The organism is Taklimakanibacter lacteus, assembly GCA_003576695.1.
Taxonomy (GTDB): domain Bacteria; phylum Pseudomonadota; class Alphaproteobacteria; order Rhizobiales; family Aestuariivirgaceae; genus Taklimakanibacter; species Taklimakanibacter lacteus.
The window spans coordinates 506,416-524,981 of record QOZQ01000001.1 but is presented as its reverse complement, the minus strand read 5'-3'; the positions used below and the strand labels follow the sequence as shown (position 1 = coordinate 524,981).

The 18,566-nt window shown below is 62.4% G+C and carries 11 protein-coding genes; 4 read left to right on the top strand and 7 right to left on the bottom strand.

Features of this window, described 5'->3' with window-relative positions; genetic code table 11:
- Nucleotides 1–40 precede the first annotated feature (40 nt).
- The 6 genes from DT068_RS02395 to DT068_RS02365 form a co-directional block, all read right to left on the bottom strand.
- Nucleotides 41–3,772: an autotransporter outer membrane beta-barrel domain-containing protein gene (locus tag DT068_RS02395; protein WP_162913965.1), complete on the bottom strand. Its 3,732-nt coding sequence runs from the start codon at nucleotides 3,770–3,772 to the stop codon at nucleotides 41–43.
- Between the two features lie 297 nt (nucleotides 3,773–4,069).
- Nucleotides 4,070–5,191, bottom strand: coding sequence for a TIGR03032 family protein (locus tag DT068_RS02390; protein ID WP_368904372.1), 1,122 nt, complete (start codon nucleotides 5,189–5,191; stop codon nucleotides 4,070–4,072).
- Nucleotides 5,192–5,298: 107 nt separating this feature from the next.
- On the bottom strand, nucleotides 5,299–8,946 hold the full coding sequence (locus tag DT068_RS02385) for an autotransporter domain-containing protein (protein ID WP_119388153.1): 3,648 nt from the start codon (nucleotides 8,944–8,946) through the stop codon (nucleotides 5,299–5,301).
- A gap of 14 nt (nucleotides 8,947–8,960) precedes the next feature.
- Complete coding sequence (locus DT068_RS02380) at nucleotides 8,961–9,884, bottom strand: FecR family protein (RefSeq protein WP_119388152.1); 924 nt, start codon at nucleotides 9,882–9,884, stop codon at nucleotides 8,961–8,963.
- A gap of 163 nt (nucleotides 9,885–10,047) precedes the next feature.
- The gene (locus DT068_RS02375) at nucleotides 10,048–10,959 is read right to left on the bottom strand and encodes a LysR substrate-binding domain-containing protein (RefSeq protein ID WP_119388151.1); all 912 of its coding nucleotides are present in this window, start codon (nucleotides 10,957–10,959) and stop codon (nucleotides 10,048–10,050) included.
- 184 nt (nucleotides 10,960–11,143) lie between these two features.
- Nucleotides 11,144–12,244: a helix-turn-helix transcriptional regulator gene (locus DT068_RS02365; protein WP_119388149.1), complete on the bottom strand. Its 1,101-nt coding sequence runs from the start codon at nucleotides 12,242–12,244 to the stop codon at nucleotides 11,144–11,146.
- 364 nt (nucleotides 12,245–12,608) lie between these two features.
- Here DT068_RS02365 and DT068_RS02360 point away from each other — a divergent pair, with 364 nt between their 5' ends.
- A complete protein-coding gene (locus DT068_RS02360; protein ID WP_368904371.1) occupies nucleotides 12,609–13,676 on the top strand; it encodes a helix-turn-helix transcriptional regulator in 1,068 nt (355 codons plus the stop codon).
- An 87-nt stretch (nucleotides 13,677–13,763) separates the two neighbouring features.
- A complete protein-coding gene (locus tag DT068_RS02355; protein WP_119388147.1) occupies nucleotides 13,764–14,537 on the top strand; it encodes an outer membrane protein in 774 nt (257 codons plus the stop codon).
- 46 nt (nucleotides 14,538–14,583) lie between these two features.
- On the opposite strand, the gene DT068_RS02350 is transcribed toward DT068_RS02355, so the two are convergent.
- Nucleotides 14,584–17,472: an autotransporter domain-containing protein gene (locus DT068_RS02350; protein ID WP_162913964.1), complete on the bottom strand. Its 2,889-nt coding sequence runs from the start codon at nucleotides 17,470–17,472 to the stop codon at nucleotides 14,584–14,586.
- A gap of 300 nt (nucleotides 17,473–17,772) precedes the next feature.
- Here DT068_RS02350 and DT068_RS02345 point away from each other — a divergent pair, with 300 nt between their 5' ends.
- Nucleotides 17,773–18,180: an outer membrane protein gene (locus tag DT068_RS02345; protein ID WP_162913963.1), complete on the top strand. Its 408-nt coding sequence runs from the start codon at nucleotides 17,773–17,775 to the stop codon at nucleotides 18,178–18,180.
- Nucleotides 18,144–18,461: an outer membrane protein gene (locus tag DT068_RS02340; RefSeq protein ID WP_162913962.1), complete on the top strand. Its 318-nt coding sequence runs from the start codon at nucleotides 18,144–18,146 to the stop codon at nucleotides 18,459–18,461. Before DT068_RS02345 ends, DT068_RS02340 begins: the two co-directional genes overlap by 37 nt.
- Nucleotides 18,462–18,566 lie beyond the last annotated feature (105 nt).

The window sequence follows — 18,566 nt, the reverse complement described above, 5'->3', positions numbered from 1 at the left end:
CGAAGACGAATCCCCCACGTCCCGATCACGCGCTGGCCGGCTACCACGCCCATCTGACGCCGGCATTTCCGGTGATGGCGTCATAGTCGTCGGCGAACAGGTAGTTGGCCCGGATGAAGCCCGACCATCCATCAGGCGCCGCCATGCTGAGCCCGGCCGACACATCCCAATAGGTCTCGCCCGGATCATCGGACGCCCCGAAATCCGGAACACCTGAGCCCACGATCGTCACATTGTTGTCGCCGGCAAACTCTTCCCACACGCTTCCCGTCACATCGCCCGTATAGACCACCTGGTTGTCGCCCGTGTGGTCGAGGCCCAGCCTCAGGCCGAGACGTCCCCTGACGCTCGTCTCGTCGTCGAACTCGACCGTACCCCCGAAGATGTCGACATCGTCGATCTCGGTATGGAGGACGGCGAGCGACGCCTGCGGCTCGATGAACACCGTACGGCCGAATTTGTAGCCGGTGTCGATGCGCCCGCCGATATTGAGCGCATCGGTATCGGCATCCTCCTCGCCCGGCGCCAGATCGTCCGGATCGATGTCGATATCGAGGATATCCGCCTTGACCGTCAGATCGGCATAGAAGGCGTCATTCAGATAGGTCGCATAGGCGCCCACCGTCGGGCCTTCATAGTTCCACTTGCTGTTGGTCTCCTTGAATTTGAGATCCGACACCAGATAGCCGCCGAAGATGCCGAACAGCCAGGCATCGCCGGCACTCTCGCTGCCGAAATCGAAGCCCGCCATGCCGCCATAGACCGTCTGCTCGCGATCGAGGACGAAGCCATCCTGCTCGTCGTCACGCTCGATATAGGCGCCAATGCCGCGCATCCAGAAGCCCGGGGTGATGTGGGCGGTGGGAGTCGGCGCCACCGGCTCACCATAATCGGCGGCCGGCGTCACGCCCAGGCCGAACAGCGTCCGCAAATCCGCCTGGCGGTGCAGCAGCGTGGCCGTCGTCTGGTGCCACACTTCCTGCGCGCCGGTGAGGCCGGCGGCGAATTCGTAGCCCCCGATCCCGACCCCTGAGGTGTAGAGTTCATGCAAGGCCCCACCTTCGTCGTCGAGCCTGAGATCCCAGCTGTAGAAGCCGGCATTGAGCGCCCCATCGAGGTCGAAGTCCTCTTCCACCGTCGTGCCGTTGAGCACAAGCACCACTTGTATGCCCTCGCTATTCGCACCCGTCACGCCGACGACATTGACATGGACCAGGGTCGTCCCGCTGATGCTGCCGTTAACCCTCAGCTGGTCCGCATCTCCATCGCCCGGCGGCCCCAGCACCGCGTCGACCGCAAGCCGGCCGTCGGTCGACTGATATTGCATGGCTCCCACGGCCTGGCCGGCCAGGTGGATGCGATCGCCGGCCTGTCCATCGACCAGCGTGATGAGGCCGCCGTCATTGTCGAAGACCTCGAGATTGGCGAATGTCGTCGACTCGTCGCTTGACGGGTCGGCGGCGGCCCGCAGCGTGCCCCTGTTGATCACTTCATCGTTGCCGTTGCCGAATTCATTGAAGCCGTCGGCGGTATTCCACAGGCCGTTGTTTTCGAGCGTGTCGTTGAGGTAAGTAGCGAAATCAAGCTGCACCGTGCCGACGAGATCGCCGTTATTGATGATCTCCGTGGCGCCGCCATAGGTGGTGATGGCACGGTCGTCGGACTCGCCGGAGAGGTTGCGCACCAGGCCTTCATTGGTGATCTCGATGTCCTGGCCGTAGCGCGAATCGGCGAAGATGCCGGAATAGCTGCCCTGCACCAGGCCCGCAGCGCCGACTTCGATGACGGTGTCGGCATCGCCGTCCCCGGAATTCAGGGCCTCGATGCCGTTGCTGTCGCTGCCGGTCACATGACCATTGGCGATGATCTCGAAGCTGCCGCCGCCATAGTGGCGGGCATCGATGCCGTCATCGACGCCCGTCACCACGCTCTGGGCACCCGTGGTGACCTTGAAATTCTGGCCGTAATTCGCGGCATAGATGCCGTCGTCGCCTCTGCCCTCGACATCGCCATGAGCGGTGATCTCGAGATCGCCTCCGCCAAACTGCGAGGCGCTGATGCCGTCATGGCCGGCGCTGATGGCACTTTCAGCGCCGGTGATGATCGTCAGGTTGTTGCCGTAATTGTCGGCCTCTATGCCGTTGTCGTCTTCCGTGGTCACCTGGCCGTTGACGGTGATCTCGAGGTTCCCCGTGCCATAATTCTGGGCGTCGACACCGTCGAAATAGGCCGAGACCGAGCTTCCCGCGTTGGTGGTGACGATGAGATCATTGCCTCTGTAGCTGTTGAAGGCGATGATGCCGTCGCCTTCCTCTCCCGTGACCAGGCCATTGGCGGTGATGGTCAGATTGCCGGTGCCGAAGTTTTCGGCATCGATGCCGTCGTCGGCGCCCGTGACCACGCTCTCGGCGCCAGTGGTGACCGTCAGATCGACGCCCTGGCCGTCATAGGATTTGGTTTCGGTGTCGTTGAGATAATAGCCGGAGACATTGATGGCCCGGATGCCATCACCGTCCTCACCGGTCACCGTGCCATTGGCGGTGATCGTCAGGTTGCCGGCGCCGAAATTTCGCGCTTCGATGCCGTCGCTGTAACCGGTGACAGCGCTCCCCTGAACCGTGGTGATCGTCAGATCGGTGGCCGCGCCGAGATACAACAACTCGTCGCTGGGTATCTCGTGGACCTCGCCACTGACATTGACGGCGTGGATGCCGTCGCCGTCCTCGCCCGTGACGATGCCGTCGGCGGTGATGGCGAGATAGCCATTGCCGAAATTGCCGGCCAGGATGCCGTTGTCGCCGCCGATGACCTCGCTTTGCGCGCCGGTCACCACGATGAGGTTGCCGCCGAAAATCTCCTCGTCTTCGAGGTCGGAGAAGCCATTGCGGGCGTATATGCCGTTATCGTCGATCCCCGTGACCTGGCCATAGGCCTTGACCTCGAGATCGCCATCGCCCTCATTGAGGGCGAAGATGCCGTCGCGCTGTCCCGTGATGCTGCTTTGCGAGCCGGTAGTGATCAGGAGATCGTTGCCGGCGTTGCTGGCGGCGATGCCCCTGAAATCCTGACCATTCGCCCCGCCTGTGACCATGCCATTGGCGGTGATCTCGAGATCGCCGACATCATTGCGCGCGGCGATGCCGTTGTCGTCACCGGTGATCACGCTCAGAGCGCTGGTTTCGATCGTCAGGCCTTCGCCGGCGTTGCCGGCGTTGAAGGCATATAGGGCATCGCGGTCAAGGCTGGTGACCTGGCCTTCTCCCGTGATTTCGATATCGATGCCGCCGTCGCCATAGTTGCGGGCGTGGATGCCGAAATCCTCGCCCGTGATGTCGCCATTGGTTGTGATCGTCACGGCGCCGTCATTGGCCAGGCTGTTGCCGCCCGAGCGGACATAGAGGCCATCGTCGAAGCCTATGAGGCCATCGTCGGTGCCCACGATGGTCGAGGCATTCTCGTCGGTGAACTGCAGATGGCCATTGCCGGTGATCTCGATGCCGGTGCCGGCAGCCGCGTTGACGCTGAAGCCCGGAAGCGTCGATACGATTGCGTCATCATCTGCAATCGTTTGAGTGGCGTTATTGGCGCCACTGCATTCCCAGACCGCGGTGGTGCCGATTTCCGTGCAGGCGGCATAGGCCTGCCGGCCGTAGCCCAGGAAGGGGGCCACAGCCAGGATGGTCGTCACCGCCAGGCGACGCCGAAGTGCCCGGGCACCCTTTCCTGACGCTGTGATGCGCCCCGATAGCACCCAGCTGAGCTGCTGTCCCATGGTTCCCCCAACCAATGACCGGACCTGCGCGATCCTGCGCATCGTTACCTAAAGTTTACCTTACTTCGGGACAGGGAAAAGGAACTTCCCCGGCGCTCAAGGGATTTTCGGGCGAGCGTGTCGTTCTTGCCACACATCCATCCGGCGGCAGGTGAAAGCCGTCTCGTCAATGACAGAGATTTCTATTATATTTCAATATGTTGAATGGGAACGCCGAGATCCGGCCCAAGCCGGCGTTTCAAAACGCCTACACTGCCGATACCCCTCACGCAATCGTGATCTCATCGTCCGTCCCGGCTACCAGGCATCCGCCCGCAGCGGGTCATGGGTGATCAAGCTCTTGATTTCATTGGAGGCGAAGCCCAGCGCCATCGGGCAGGCGACGCCGGGCAGCACCGCCACGTCATAGATCTCCGCCACCGCGCCATCGATGCGGAACCACTCGACACAGGTCTTGCTGTCGAGGTCGATCACCTGGACGCCGCACCAGGGCTCGGAATCAGCGGCCTTCAGCCGCTCATCCAGGGCGAGGCCCTCGAAGCGCTTGTAGCGCGGCTTCGACAGGCCGACAAAAGCATGACGGCCCCTGATCGCGAGGCCACGCCCGAATCCGGGGCAGAACACATGCGGCCGGAACGTCCTGCTGGCGAGATCGACCTCGCCCAGATCGCCCGTGCCGGAATTCAACAGCCAGAGCCGCCCATTCACCAGACGCGGAGAATGCGGCATGGAGAGGCCGCTGCACACCGTCTCGCCCGTCTCGACATCGATGACGATGCCGCCATCGGCGCGCCGGTCGCGCCAGCCATCGATCGTGTCCGACCGCGACACCGCCGTCACATAGCGCGGCTTGCCGTTCTCCATGGCGAGACCGTTCAGGTGGCAGCGGTCCTCGCTGACCAGGGCCGAAATGAAGGGGGGCATCCAGATCGGTGTGAAGCTGTGGCGCTCGGAGGGCACGGCGAGACAGTTATAGGCGGTGTTGACGAAGACGATGCGCCCATCCGCCATGAGGCCTATGTCATGCGCATCGAGGACGCCCGTCGTGTAGGTGACGCGCGGAACATAGCAGGCATCCTGCGTGTGGTTGATGAACTGGCCGGTGTCGAGCACATTCTCGAAACGCTGGATCTGGAACAAGGTCGCGAGCGCCAGCATGTGGCCTTCCACGCAGATGCCCATCGCCTTGGGGAACAGGCGCTCATCCACCATGATCCCGCCCTTGGGATTGCGTCCCACGAGATAGAGCTTGCCCGATTGATAGGATGTGAAGCCGAGCGAGAGGTTGAGCCGGTTGAGGAGACCGCGGAATCCGGCCGACATTGAATAGGTGACGGTCGGCGCCGCCTTCTCGGGCTGCGCCTTGTCGGCGGCTTCCACCGGAGCCCCGGCAGGCGGAGATACGTCGGATGGAGTCAAGGCAGTTTCCCTGTCGGATCGATATCTGAAGTGCAGGACTACCGCGCTTTACAGGGGTCAATCAACTGGCGCTTGAAGGGGGCCGTCGACCATGCCGCCTTCGACAGCTACCAGGCAATCCTGACCCCGACATTGCCGCTGACGGCTTCATAATCGTCCGCGAACTGATAGTTCCCGCGCAGGAAGGTCGACCAGCCCTCAGGCGCCATGGCACTCAGTCCGACCGAGACATCGCCCGTCGTGTCGCCGGGATTGTCGGACACGCCGGAGTCCGGCAGGCCGGGAACCGCGATGGTGACATCGTTGTCGCCCGAGAAGTCCTCCCAGATGCTGGCGATCACATCGCCCGAATAGACGACGGAATTGCTGGCGGCGTGGTCGAAACCGAGTCTCACGCCCAACCGGCCCCTGACGCTCGTCTCGTCGTCGAACTCCACCGTGCCGCCGAAGATATCGAGATCGTCGATCTCGGTGTGGAGGACGGCGAGCGAGGCCTGCGGCTCGATGAAGACGCTCTCGCCGAACTTGTAGCCGGTATCGAACCTGCCGCCGATATTGACCGCATCGGTGTCGCTGTCCGATACCGCGTCCTGCGGATCGACGTCGATGTCGAGGAAGTCCACCTTCACCGTCAGATCGGCAAAGAAGGCACGGTCCATGTAAGTCGCATAGGCGCCGACGCTGGGACCTTCATATTCCCACTTGCTGCCGGTGTCCTTGAACTTCAGCTCCGACGTCAGATAGCCGCCGAACACGCCGAACATCAGCGCATCGCCCACACTTTGCGTGCCGAAGTCGAAGCCCGCGAGGGCTCCCCAGATGGTCTGCTTGCGGTCGAGGACGAAGCCTCCTTCCTCGTCGTCGCGCTCGATATAGGCGCCGACGCCCGATACCCAGAAGCCGGGCGTCACCTTGGCGACCGGGGTCGGGTCCACCGGCTCGCTGAAATCGGCGACCGGCGTCACGCCGGTGCCGCCGAGCAAGGCGCGGAGATCCGCCTGGCGCTGAAACAGGGCGCTCGTCGTCTGGAACCAGAAATCCTGGGCGCCGCTTATGCCTGAGGGGAATTCGAACGCGCCGCCACCAAGGGTGGGATCATTCTCATCGCCCAAGGTGAAGAGCTCGTAGGTCGAGCTGTCGGGATCGAATCTCATGTCCCATTGAAAGAAGCCGGCACTGAAGGGACCGTTCTCGAGGGCGAAATGACCATCGCTGTCGACCCCGGTCACGACGGTGATGCCGTCGAAATTAGCGCCCGTCACACCGACGACATTGACCGAAACCTCCGTCAGGTCGCTGGTGGTGGCGTTATCGAGCTCGAGCTTATCCGCTATCCCCGACGCCCCGGGGCCGAGCAGCGCATCGACCCACAGGCGGCCGCCAACGCTCGTGTAGTCTGTCGGAACTTCGACATTGTTATCGACTACGCCCGGGCCGATCAGGAGACGGTCGCCCGCCTGGCCATCGACCAGCGTGATCAGTCCGTTGTTGTTGAAGAACTCCAGCCTGTTCAGGCGCGTCTCTTCCAGCGTCGTCGCATCGTCGGCGGCAACCAGCGTGTTGTTGTTGTTGAACGTATCGACGCCCTCGCCGAAATCGCTGAACCGCCCGGCGATCCCGGCTGCATCCCACACGCCGTCATTGTCGAAGAGGTCGTCATACGCGTCGCTGCTGTCGAGCAGCACCTGGCCGATGAGAACACCGTTATTGTCGATATGCGTCGCGCCGCCCTCGGTCTTGATCGCCAGATCGATGGAGTCGAGCGAAAGATTACGCACCAGGCCGTCATTGGTGATCGAAATGGGCTGGTCATCGTCTGAATAGGCCCGGATGCCCGATCTATACCCTTGCACCAGGCCCGCCACGCCCACCGTGATGGTGAAGTCGTTGCCCTCCGGCCCATCCAAGGCATATATGCCGTCTCCATACTTGCCGGTGACACGGCCGTTGGCGGTGATGGCAATATCTCCGTCACCCCTGTTGATGGCAACGATGCCGGAATAACCGCCGGTGACCACACTTGTGGCACCCGTGGTGATCGTCAGGTCATTACCGTCGCCAAACTCGTTCTGGAAAGTCCGGAAGCTGAAGAACTCACCAAACCGATTGATGGCCTCTATGCCGTTACCGTCCTCGCCGGTGACGATCCCATTGGCGGTAATGGTAAGATTCCCCTCGCCCGCATTTTCGGCGTAGATGCCATGTTCGGTTCCGGTGACCTCGCTGTTGGCACCCGTCGTGATCTTCAGTGAATCGCCATCTTCATTGCCTGTACCGGAGGACGACTGATAAGCACGTATGCCGGCACCGACAGATTCATAGTACTCGCCCTTGCCGGTGACCTTGCCGTCGGCGGTGATGCTGAGGAACCCGGTGCCGTAATTATCCCCGTGAATGCCATCCTTGCCGCCGAAGACGTCGCTGTCTGCATCCGTAGCGATGATCAGATTGCCGCCATCCTCGGAATTGCGTGCGCGTATACCGTCGCCGCCGTGGTTGAAGTCGCTCGGCTCGGCATAGCCGCCGACGGTTCCCTGAACATTGACGGTGAGATTGCCGCTGCCGTTGTTATACGCCCCGATACCGTTGCCGCCGCCACGGATCAGGCTCTGATCCCCCGTCTCGATCGTGAGATCGGTGCCCTCATTTACCGCATAGATGCCATCATTGAGATTGCCGAACACCTCGCCATTTGCGGTGATCCTGAGCTGGCCCGTGCCGTAGTTGCGGGCATCGATGCCGTTGGAGTCGATGGGCGCCTCGGGGTCTTCTTCCAGATCGGGCAGCGGTGCATTGCCCTTGACCAGGCTTCCGACATCCGTCGTGATGATGAGATCGGTGCCGTCCTCACCATTGATGGCATGTATGCCGTCATAGCCCTGGCCGGTGACCGAGCCGTCGACCGTGATCTCGAGAATGCCCGACCCGTAGTTCTGCGCCTGCAGGCCGTTTCCGGCGCCGTCGACGACGCTTTGGGCACCGATGGTGACGGTCAGATTCTGCGCGCCGCCTTGGTAATAGGGGCTGCCATTGCGGGCGAATATGCCGTCGAACTCATCGCTCTTGACTTCGCCGTTGGTCGTGATGGTGAGATCGCCCGTGCCGTAGTTGCGCGCATCGATGCCATTGTGCTCGCCCGTGACCGAGCTGCCGACGCCCGTGGTGATGGTGAGATTGTTGCCGTAGTTTCGCGCGTAGATGCCGTCATTGGCGACGTAGTTGTCGCCCTCTTCTTCGATATCCACGCCGGTGACGGTGCCGTTGGCCGTGATGGTGATGTCGCCACTGCCGCGATTATCGGCATAGATGCCGTGGGCCGTGCCGCTGATCGTGCCATCGGTGAAGATGGTCACCGCGCCGATCGTCCCGTCGTAATCGTCCGTGGAGACGACCGAGAGGCCGCGACCATAATAGCTGCTGTTGGTGATGCTGGTGGCGGCGTTGGTGTCGATGAAGCGCTGATCGCCGCGACCGGTGATGAAGACGCCGTCCTCGGTCACCACGAAGGGCGGATTGGCCAGCGTCGAGACATCCGCATTGTCGGCAAAGATGCCCTCGCCCGTGCTCGTGTCGCTGCACACGAAGGTCGGCGAGGGCGAGGGAACGCAGGCGGCATAGGCCTGGCGGCCATAGCCGAGGAACGGCACCACGGCGAAGATCGTCGTGACCGCGAGGCGCGCGCGCAGCCGGCGGATCCGGCTCGTCGTCTCAGGCGCCTGTGTTCCCGAAGCGATGGAGTTTCGTGGCCTTGCCATGTGCCTTGCCTCTGTCAAAACCCGCCGCCTCCGGGGCCGCCGCCGCCGCTGCCGCCACCACCGCCACTACCGCCGCCAGTCCCTCCGCCCGTGCCGCCGCCGGCAGGTCCGCCGCCCGGGCCACCGCCCGGTGATCCGCCGCCCGTCGCGCCACCCGGCCCGGCATTCTGCGGACCGCTGCCCTGGTTCTGGCCGGGTGTGGTCGGCAGGAGGCCGAGGCTCGAGCGGCAGGACCTTGTGTTGAGCCGGAACCCGCGGTTCAACGAACCCTGGTTGACGATATAGGGGAGTTGCCGCAAGGCTTGGCCCTTGGCGCGCCCGCCCAGCTGATCGACATCATTGCGGCGCGCCCGCCCGACGCCGCAGCCTTCGGGGATGGTCTCGCACTGGCCGCGCGCGCATAGTCTGACACCGCCCTCCAGCACCGCGACCAGCGTCTCGCGCCCGGAGGAGAAATCGAAGGCGGTGCCGCGAATGCCGATCGTGGCGCTCGCCGTCTTGATGTCATAGGCGTTCTTCGCCGAATTGCCGGTGATGAAGCGGAAGGTGCCGCGCAGCGCGTTGACCGACAGCTTCTGCACCCGGTTGCCGCCGCGCATCAGGAAGCGATCGACCACGAGGTTGGAATTGGGGCCCACCACCAGCTTGGTCTCGTCGATGAACAGGATCTGGATATTGCCCGCGCCGGTCACCAGCCGGTCACCCTCATAGACCGGGCTTCCGGCCCTCAGCGCCCGGCCCCCGCCCGTCGGCGATCCGCCGACGGCGACCACCTTTGCGATCGCATCGGCGGCCTTGGCGATGGAGGGGGGTAGAAACGAAGCCGCCAAAAGGACGATCGCGGCGAGGAGCGCCCGGTGGAGCCTCTCCCCCGCATTGCCTTTCCGACGGGCCTTCTCGACGGCGCCCGGAAGCGCCCAATCTAACGGCCGTGCCATATTTTCCCTCAGCCACGCCGAAGCGCAATTTGTCAGAGAATTGCGTAACTTTACGGAAGTATAAAGAGGATTCCTTCCGGGCAAAGCGATTGCACGCCGACAGTGGCTTTCTTGCCACAGTCAACGGACTGAAATTGCCCCATTTTCTGTCACTTGCAGCCTTTCACATCGCCGCGGCGCCGGAGAAGGTCATGCTCATGAAGTCATGGAACACGCGGGTGGCGGGCGCCTGCTGCAACGCCCGGTTCCAGGCGAGGCCCACATCCATCGAGGGTATGTCGCCGATGACATTGCGCGCCTCGATGCGCTGGCCTTCGAGCGACCAGGGCCGGTAGACCATGTCGGAGAGCACGGTGACGCCCATGCCGGCGGCGACCATGCTGCGCACCGCCTCGACCGAGGAGGTCTTCACCACCATGCGGGGCTCGAGCCCGGCCTTGGCCCAGTATTTGCCGGCGGTGTTCATCGCCTCATCGACGGTGAGCATCACATAGGGCTCCCTCGCCACATCGGCGAGCGTCACATTCTCGCGGGTGAGCAGGGGATGCTCGACCGGCAGCCACAGCCGCCGGCGCGAGCGCAGCAGCGTCTCCGACGCGATATGCGCCTTGTCGGCCAGATTGGAGACCAGCATGACGGCGATATCGAGGGTGCGGTCGACCAGGCCACGCTCGATCGCCTCGCGCGGCAGCTCGCGCAATTCGACGGTGATGCGCGGATAGTTGCGCAGGAACCTGGCATAATGGCGCGGCATGAAATAGCCCGCGACCGTATAGGTGACGCCGACCCGGACATGGCCCGAATGGGCGCCGGCCTCGGTCAGGGGCGCGCTCATCGCCTCGTTCACCGCCGCCATGATGATGCGCGCATGCTGCAGGAAGCGCGTCCCTTCGGCGGTGAGCGCCACACCCGAGGGCTGGCGGTCGAACAGGCGCACCGCCAGATCGTCCTCGAGCTGCTTGATCGCCGCGGTGACCGCCGATTGCGAGACATTGAGCTCGATCGCCGCCTGGCTCACCTGCCCGGCATCGGCGGCGGCGATGAAGTACCGTACCTGCTTGATCGAGAGCGTCATTATCGGTTTTCTTGATATCGCGCGGCTGCTTTCTGATTTTACAATATCTCAGCCATGGCACAATATGGTCTTGCAAAGCGCTTTCCGGCGAAGTGGAATCGCTTCGCCGAAAAGGAAACGTGCAAAATCAATATGTTGGAGCAAATTCTTATCGCCAAAGTCTTCAACCTTGGTGGGATTTGCTCTATCGGCGATAGGGCGGCGTCATCGACCATGCCAGGCGCATCAGTTCGCTTTGCCGGTGCATTCCGGTCTTTGCAAAGATGCGAAGGAGATGGGTTCGCACAGTCACGACGCTGATCCCCAATATCGACGCGACCGTCGATGGTTCTTCTCCGCGCAGGAGGACTTCGAGCACGGCCCGTTCCGCAGGCGTGAGCCCGAAGGCGGCACCAAGGGCATCTCCCGCCAGGGCCGCGTCACTTTCCTGCGGACCGATGACAAGCATGCGTGTCGGCGACTCCCAGTCCGGGAAAACGCCGTTCTCGCGCTGCAACGGCAGGACGACGCAGAACAACGACCGTCCGTCCCGCAGCGTGATGGCGAAATTGGCAGGCGCGGTGGCGATTGCGGCTTCGAACGCGGCAGCTGCTCCGTGATTTACGCGTAGCTGTCCGTGCTCTGCGGCAAAGGCTCCGGCATCTCGGATCAGATCTTCGCCAATTCCATTGGCAAAGACGATACGGTTCTTCTCATCGAGCAGAACGATCCCGAACGAGAGGCGGGACATGGCCGCCTGGAATGTCTCCTCGCGATCCTCGAGGCGTTGCAGCCGCATCGTGATGGCGAAAGCGTTGGTCAGCGCGGGCGCCAGCTTCCCAAGGAAATCGAGGCCTTCCTCGTCGACATCGCCATGCCCGTCGGCGCGAACGAGCGTGAGCGGAATATAGGCTGAATGAGAGCGATGCAGTACAACCGTGACAGGGCAGCAGATTTCCTGCGGCCGCGCCCAGCCGTCGTAGAACTCGCTCCTTTTGAAAGACTCCTCGCGGACGACCATCCCGTTGGTGACGAAAAAGCCGGTCTGCAGCTTCGGCGCGATCCTGAAGAGCGGATTCTGCGGCAGATAGTGGTGCCAGGTTTTTTCGACATGGCCGTCGTCAAAACCGAAATAGTCGATGGGGCGCCCGGTGCCGGCGATGGGGTCCTCGAGCGTCAGCCCGCCGCCGATGCATCCCGTCGCCTGAGCGAGAGGACGCAGAACATCGATCCACTTTTTGGGCTCGAGGATCGCCACCCCGGCGAGCTCGAGTATCCTTAAGTAATCCGCCTCTCGAACAGTCATGACGCGCCTGGAAGGACGATGGGCATAACAGATACAGGATCAATTTCTAAAAGTTTTGAGACGAGAAATCACGCAAAATGTCCACCATATGGTGGACGCCGAACGGTCCGCCCGCCGGTAGATTGTTCCTGATGGCTTCCGCTGCCGGCAAGGGAGTCACGAAAAGGTGATGCATTTGCCCAACATTGTGGCAAGGGCGCCACACGGATGATCGTCGAGCGAACCCTTGATATTGGCCGGATTGACGGCCTGCAAGACATCGGGGACGCTTATGGGCGATTACGAATTCCAGCATGCTTAGGGGGCTTCGCTGACCGATTTCAACTCCGAAACGCTCATCGATCGGATTTACGAAGCGGCCTTCGTGCCGGATGTCTGGGAAAGCGTCCTGGAGACCACCGGACAGCTTTCGGATTCACAAGGCGGCGGCGCCGTGTTTTCCTTCAGCGAAGGCGTGCCCCCGAACGGCAGATCGGTCGCACGTCTGGCGCCCCTCCTCGACGAATTCATCTCCAGCGACATGTGGAAATCCTGCAATAGCGCAAAGCGGATGCTCGATATGCGCCCGGCTTGCTTCGTCCAGGTCGATGATTTCCTCTCCGAGGAAGAGATCCTGCGCGATCCGATCCGCATGCGCCTGAGGGCGATGGGCCTGGAAAGCGGCCTGTGCACGACCGTCCCGATGCTCAGCGGCGAAACCGTGACCTTCATCTACCTCCGGGCGACGGCCAAGAAGTCCCACAGCGAAGCCGAGATCGCAAGCCTCGACCGCCTGCGCCCGCACCTGGCGCGGGCCAGCCTGATGGCGGCAAGGCTGGGACTGGCGGAAGCGCAGAACGCCGTTGCCGTGATGGAAAAACTGGGACTGCCAGCGGCGGTGCTGACGGCCGGCCGCCGGGTCCTCGCCGCCAATGCCCTGCTGGCCGGCCTGCCCGGTATCTTCATTCCGCGCGCGCATGGCGGCCTGGCCCTGCCGACAAGCGAAACCGACGCCCTGTTGCAGGCCGCTCTGACGGAACTCGCGAGCAATGCGCAAGCGGCGGTCCGCTCGATCCCGATCCCGGCGAATGAATCCCGTCCCGCGATGGTGGTGCACGCCTTGCCGCTGCGGCGCACGGCGCGCGATATTTTCTCCGGCGGCGAAGTGCTGATCGCGGCCACCGAAATTCGCCCCGGCAGGAACGAGCCCCCGATCGGCCTCCTGCAGGGACTGTTCGACCTCACCCCGGCCGAGGCGCGCCTGGCGGCGGCCCTGACACGTGGCTTGACCCTCGGCACGGCGGCAACGCAGCAAGGCGTCACCATCAAGACGGCGCGCAGCTATCTGGAGAACATCTTCCGCAAGACCGGCACCGGCCAGCAGAGCCAACTGGTGGCGCTGCTCGGCGCGGCACAGCCGTTCCGCCTCTACGAAAGCATGCCGGGAAACTGATCGCGGGAATCGGTTGTACCCGTCATATGACGGGCGCGCGCACCGCTGACATTTGCTATTCGGCTCCGGGTAGTTTCAGGGGGCATCATGACTACGAGACTGATTGTCACTGGGGCCGCTGTCGCCTTCGTGGCTTCGCGGGCATTTGCCGCCGATGTCGCCGAACCGTCCGCCTATGACTGGAGCGGGCCCTATGTCGGCCTCACCGCCGGCTACGCCTGGGGCCGCGCCGATGGTTCGGTGGAAATTCCGTCAGACGCGGAGATCGATGAGCTCGCCGCCGAACTGGCCGAGGATGTTCTCGACGGCAACACCAAGGCCGATGGCTTCAATGGCGGGCTGACATTGGGCTTCAACCATCAGATCGACAATCTGGTGTTCGGCATCGAAGGTGACGCCAGTTTCCTTGATCTCGACGGATCACGCGAGGCGGAACGACCGGGCTTTGGCGCCGCACGTGGACGCGATGAGCTGAAGGCCGATCTTCTTGCCACCCTGCGCCTGCGCGCCGGTCTGGCGGTCGACCAGACGCTATTTTACGTCACCGGCGGCGGGGCCTATACGGACGCCAAGGTCCGACGCGACCTGGATTGGAGTTTCGTGAGCGGATGTCCGGATGCTGGCGGCGACTATGAGCGCTGCCATTCCGGCAGCGCGGAATTCGACATCGGCTGGACCATTGGCGCCGGCCTCGAACACGCCCTGGCGTCCAATGTGTCGCTCAAGATGGAATATCTCTATGCCGATTTCGGCAAGGAAGATTTCGATACCGAGAACCCCGAAGTCGAAGGCCAGACCATGCAGCACTCCTTCGATCTGGACATGCACATCGTCCGCGCCGGTCTGAACTGGCGTTTCTGAACGAGCGCCAATGATCCAATGATGATGCGCGCAAACGCTCCGGGCATCACCAGGCGTATCTGAGCCCGGCATTGGCGCTGAGCGCATCGAAACCTTCCGCGAACTGCCAGTTGCCGCGCACGAAGCCCGACCAGCCTTCGGGCGCCGTCACGCCGAAGCCGATCGAAACATCGCCGAAAGTCTCGACCGGGTCGTCCGACACATCGAAGGACGGGAAATCCGCCACCGCGATCACGGCCTCGTTGCCGCCATTGAATTCCTGCCAGATGCTGGCCGTCACATCGGAGGAATAAACCAGCTGATCGGCGGCGGTGAGCTCATGACCGAGCCTCAGGCCGAGCCTGCCGCGCACACTGGTTTCATCGTCGAAATCGACTTCCCCGCCATAGATTTCGACATTGTCGATCTCGCTGTACAGCACCGCCAGAGAAGCCTGCGGCTCGACGAAGAGTCCGTGCTCGAGGCCGATCTTATAGCCCGTGTCGAGCCGCGCGCCGAGATTGAAGCCGTCGGTGTCGGCTTTGTCCGCCGCCGGCGCCAGCGCGTCGGGATCGATGTCGATAGCGAGGAAATCCGCCTTGACCGTCGCATCGACGTAAAATGCCTCGTTCAGATAGGTGGCATAGGCGCCGAGCGTCGGGCCGTCATAGGTCCATTTCGTGCCGGTGGTGCTGAATTTAAGCGTCGAGGTGAGATAGCCGCCGAAGATGCCGAAGAGCATGGCATCGCCTGGCCCCGCATCCATGGCGAAATCGAAGCCGGCAAGGCCGCCGAAGACCGTCTGCTCGCGATCGAGATCAAAGCCATCCTGTTCGGCATCGCGCTCGAGATAACCGCCGACGCCCTTGAACCAGAAGCCCGGCAGCACCCGGCCTGACGCGGCTGGCTCGACCGGCTCGCCGAAATCGGCGACCGGCGTCACTTGCGTGCCGGCGAGCAGCGAACGCAGATCGGCCTGCCGATGCAGGACCGTGCCGATGGTCTGCTGCCAGATATCCTGAGTACCAGTGATGCCGCCCGCCATCTCATAGGCGCCGGTGCCAATGCCCGAGGTAAAGAGGTCATGGCTGCCGGCCAGCGCATTGTAGCGGATATCCCAGGTGAAGAAGCCGGCATTGAGAGGACCATCCGCCAGAAGGAAATCGCCCGGCTGTGTGTTGCCGTCGGTATAGGCGATTGGAATTCCTTCGAGATTGGCGCCCGTCGCATCGAGAAGATTGACCGAGACGCGGGTCACGCCGCCGACAGAGTCGAGGATGAGATAATCCGCCCTTCCCTCAGGCCCCAGCACGGCATCGACCGCCAGCCGGCCGCCATTGCTGAAATAACTCGTCTCCGCGGTAAGCTTGTCGCCCGCCTGCCCGTCGACAAGTGTGACCGTTCCAAAATTGATGAAGAATTCGAGATCATCGAAGCTCGACGGCTCGATCTCCCCGCCATTGCCGGCCACGATCAACGTGCCGTAATTGACGAGCGTGTCGTTGCCTCCGGCGAAATCGGCGCCGGCGGTGATCCAGCCTCCCCTGTTGGTCACCGAATCGTCGAATGCATCGAGCAAGAGCGTGCCGATGAGCGCGCCCTTGTTTTCGATCGTGGCAGCGCCGCCATTCACCTCGATGGCCAACGCATCGGCGGCGCCGGAAAGATTGCGCAGCACGCCCTCATTGGTGATCGACACAGCCTGCTCGTCATCCGATTCGGCGAAAATGGCGGAATAGCCGCCCTCCACGATGCCGCCAGCGCCGACCTTGATGAGCGTCGCATCCCCGCCCCTGTTCTGGACCTCGATGCCGATGCCACTCACTGTGCTGACCGCGCCTTGAACGGAGATATCGAGCGCGCCGGCGCCGGAATTTCTGGCATAGATGCCATGGTCTATGCCGGTGATAACGCTTGTCGCCTCGGCGACGATCTTCAGCGTGTCGCCGTAATGGGAATTATAGGCGTGTATGCCGGCGTCAGTCGTTCCTTCCACCTCGCCCTTGACCGCGATGGTGAGGTCGCCGTCATTGCCGAGGGCATCGCGATTGCCGTAATTCTGGGCAAAAATGCCGTCGCCGCCCTTGACCGCGCTGTCCGCACCCGTGGTGATCTCCATATTCTTGCCGAGATGCAGGTTGACGGCCGCGATGCCGGCATCATCGTCGCCGCCGGTGACTTCACCATTGGCGGTGACAATCGTATCACCTCCACCCTGGTTATTGGCGAGGATGCCATCATCGGCGCCGGTGACCCGGGCTTCCGTCTTCACCGTCACACCATTGCCGGACAATCCGGCATAAGCAGCGATGCCGGCGCCGGTCAGGCCCGTGACGTCGCCCTTGGCGGTGATCTCGAGAAGGCCTCCGCCCAGATTGCGGGCCCTGATACCCTCTTCGCCCCCTTCGACCATACTCCCGGCGCCCGTGGTGATCTTGAGGTCGCCACCCCCATTGTCGAGCGCGAAGATGCCGCTCTCATTCGTCCCGGTAACCTTGCCATAGGTGGTGATCTCGATATGGCCCTCGCCATAGTTCCTGGCCAGAATGCCGTAGAACACGCCCTCAATCTCGCCATTTGTTTTTATCGTCACCGCGCCAAGATTGGGGGCCGCCATATTGCCTGTCGATGTGACGGAGACGCCATTGACGTTTCCTTTGATGAAGGACGAATTCTCGTCGGTGAAGCGCAGATGGCCGGCTCCGGTGATGAATATCCCGCTCAAATCGGTCGCATCCACACCGAAGCCCGGTGCGGTCGAGACATCGGCATTGGGAACGCCTATCTCCTGTCTCGTCGTGTTCTCGGCGGCGCTGCCGGTGCACAGATAGGTCGAAGACCCGGGCACCACCGGATCGCAGCCGGCATAGGCCTGGCGACCATAGGTCGCGAAGGGCATGATGGTCAGGATCGTCGTCAAGGCCAGACGACGGCGAAACAGGCAGCTCGGCTTCATTGCACTCCCCCAGAAATGCCCGGCGGTCGATTCACGCCGGTTCCGGGCCTGAGAATAGGTGAGGCCACTGTCCCGGCGACACTCGTCAAATGACGGGTACATATCCGGTTTCCCTGTAACTATTGCAGATTTGCCACAGTTGATCGGCGATTTTCGGGAACTCCGGTTCCCTGATGTGTCGGATCGGCCACTGTCCCCAAAGAAAATCGATATCACCGTCATATGCCGGTATCTCCTCAGACATCGTGGCAGGCAGGATATCCAGGGTTTTGACGTGCGGGGGATTCGATGATCAGCAGGATGCTTCTGGCGGGTTGCGTATCGGTTGTTGCGGCATCAGCCGCGCAGGCGGCCGATTTCGAGGCACCGGCCGCCTATGACTGGAGCGGCGTCTATGGCGGAATTTTTGCCGGTGTCGGGTTCTCGTCCTCGGATTGGCGGGGCACGGATGACGATTCCAACGCCGATCCCGTCGCGATTGATGAAGAGTTGAATGACACGGCCGCGGTGCTGGGCGCGTTGGCCGGCATAAACGTCCAGCATGACCGGCTGGTCTTCGGCCTCGAGGCGGATATAGCCTGGTTCGGCTCGAAGGAAGACGAGAGTCTCGATGGCGCCGAGGGTCTCGACATTGTTTCGGACGTCGATCTTCTGGTTCGCTGCGGGCGAGATTGGGCTATGCACCGGATCGCACGCTGTTCTACGTGACCGGTGGCCTGGCCTTTGCCGATGCCAAGCACAGCTGGGATGACGGCGGCAGTGAAGCATTCAATCTGGCAAAGGAAACGGTCGATCTCGATTTCGGCTGGGTCGCCGGCGCCGGTATCGAGCATGCCTGGACCGACAATTGGCTGGTGCGGATCGAAGGCCTTTATTTCGACCTCGGCTCGAAGAAAGGCGAGGTGTCCAATGAAGACGAGACCGACACTTTCAAAGTGAACCAGGAGATTTTTGTCGGCCGGATCGGCGTCAGCTACAAGTTCGATTAGCCGTGGATTGAGACACTATCAATTTTTCAGATAGCGAGTCGCAGTTTTTCCGATTTTACAATACCGCAAGTGCAGCACAACATCCCTGTGCACTGATGCGCATAT

What these genes read in the sequence shown, in the direction of transcription:
- DT068_RS02395 (WP_162913965.1), bottom strand. Translation starts at nt 3,772, where the DNA reads ATGGGACAGCAGCTCAGCTGGGTGCTATCGGGGCGCATCACAGCGTCA.
- DT068_RS02385 (WP_119388153.1), bottom strand. Translation starts at nt 8,946, where the DNA reads ATGGCAAGGCCACGAAACTCCATCGCTTCGGGAACACAGGCGCCTGAG.
- DT068_RS02380 (WP_119388152.1), bottom strand. Translation starts at nt 9,884, where the DNA reads ATGGCACGGCCGTTAGATTGGGCGCTTCCGGGCGCCGTCGAGAAGGCC.
- DT068_RS02375 (WP_119388151.1), bottom strand. Translation starts at nt 10,959, where the DNA reads ATGACGCTCTCGATCAAGCAGGTACGGTACTTCATCGCCGCCGCCGAT.
- DT068_RS02365 (WP_119388149.1), bottom strand. Translation starts at nt 12,244, where the DNA reads ATGACTGTTCGAGAGGCGGATTACTTAAGGATACTCGAGCTCGCCGGG.
- DT068_RS02355 (WP_119388147.1), top strand. Translation starts at nt 13,764, where the DNA reads ATGACTACGAGACTGATTGTCACTGGGGCCGCTGTCGCCTTCGTGGCT.
- DT068_RS02350 (WP_162913964.1), bottom strand. Translation starts at nt 17,472, where the DNA reads ATGAAGCCGAGCTGCCTGTTTCGCCGTCGTCTGGCCTTGACGACGATC.
- DT068_RS02345 (WP_162913963.1), top strand. Translation starts at nt 17,773, where the DNA reads ATGCTTCTGGCGGGTTGCGTATCGGTTGTTGCGGCATCAGCCGCGCAG.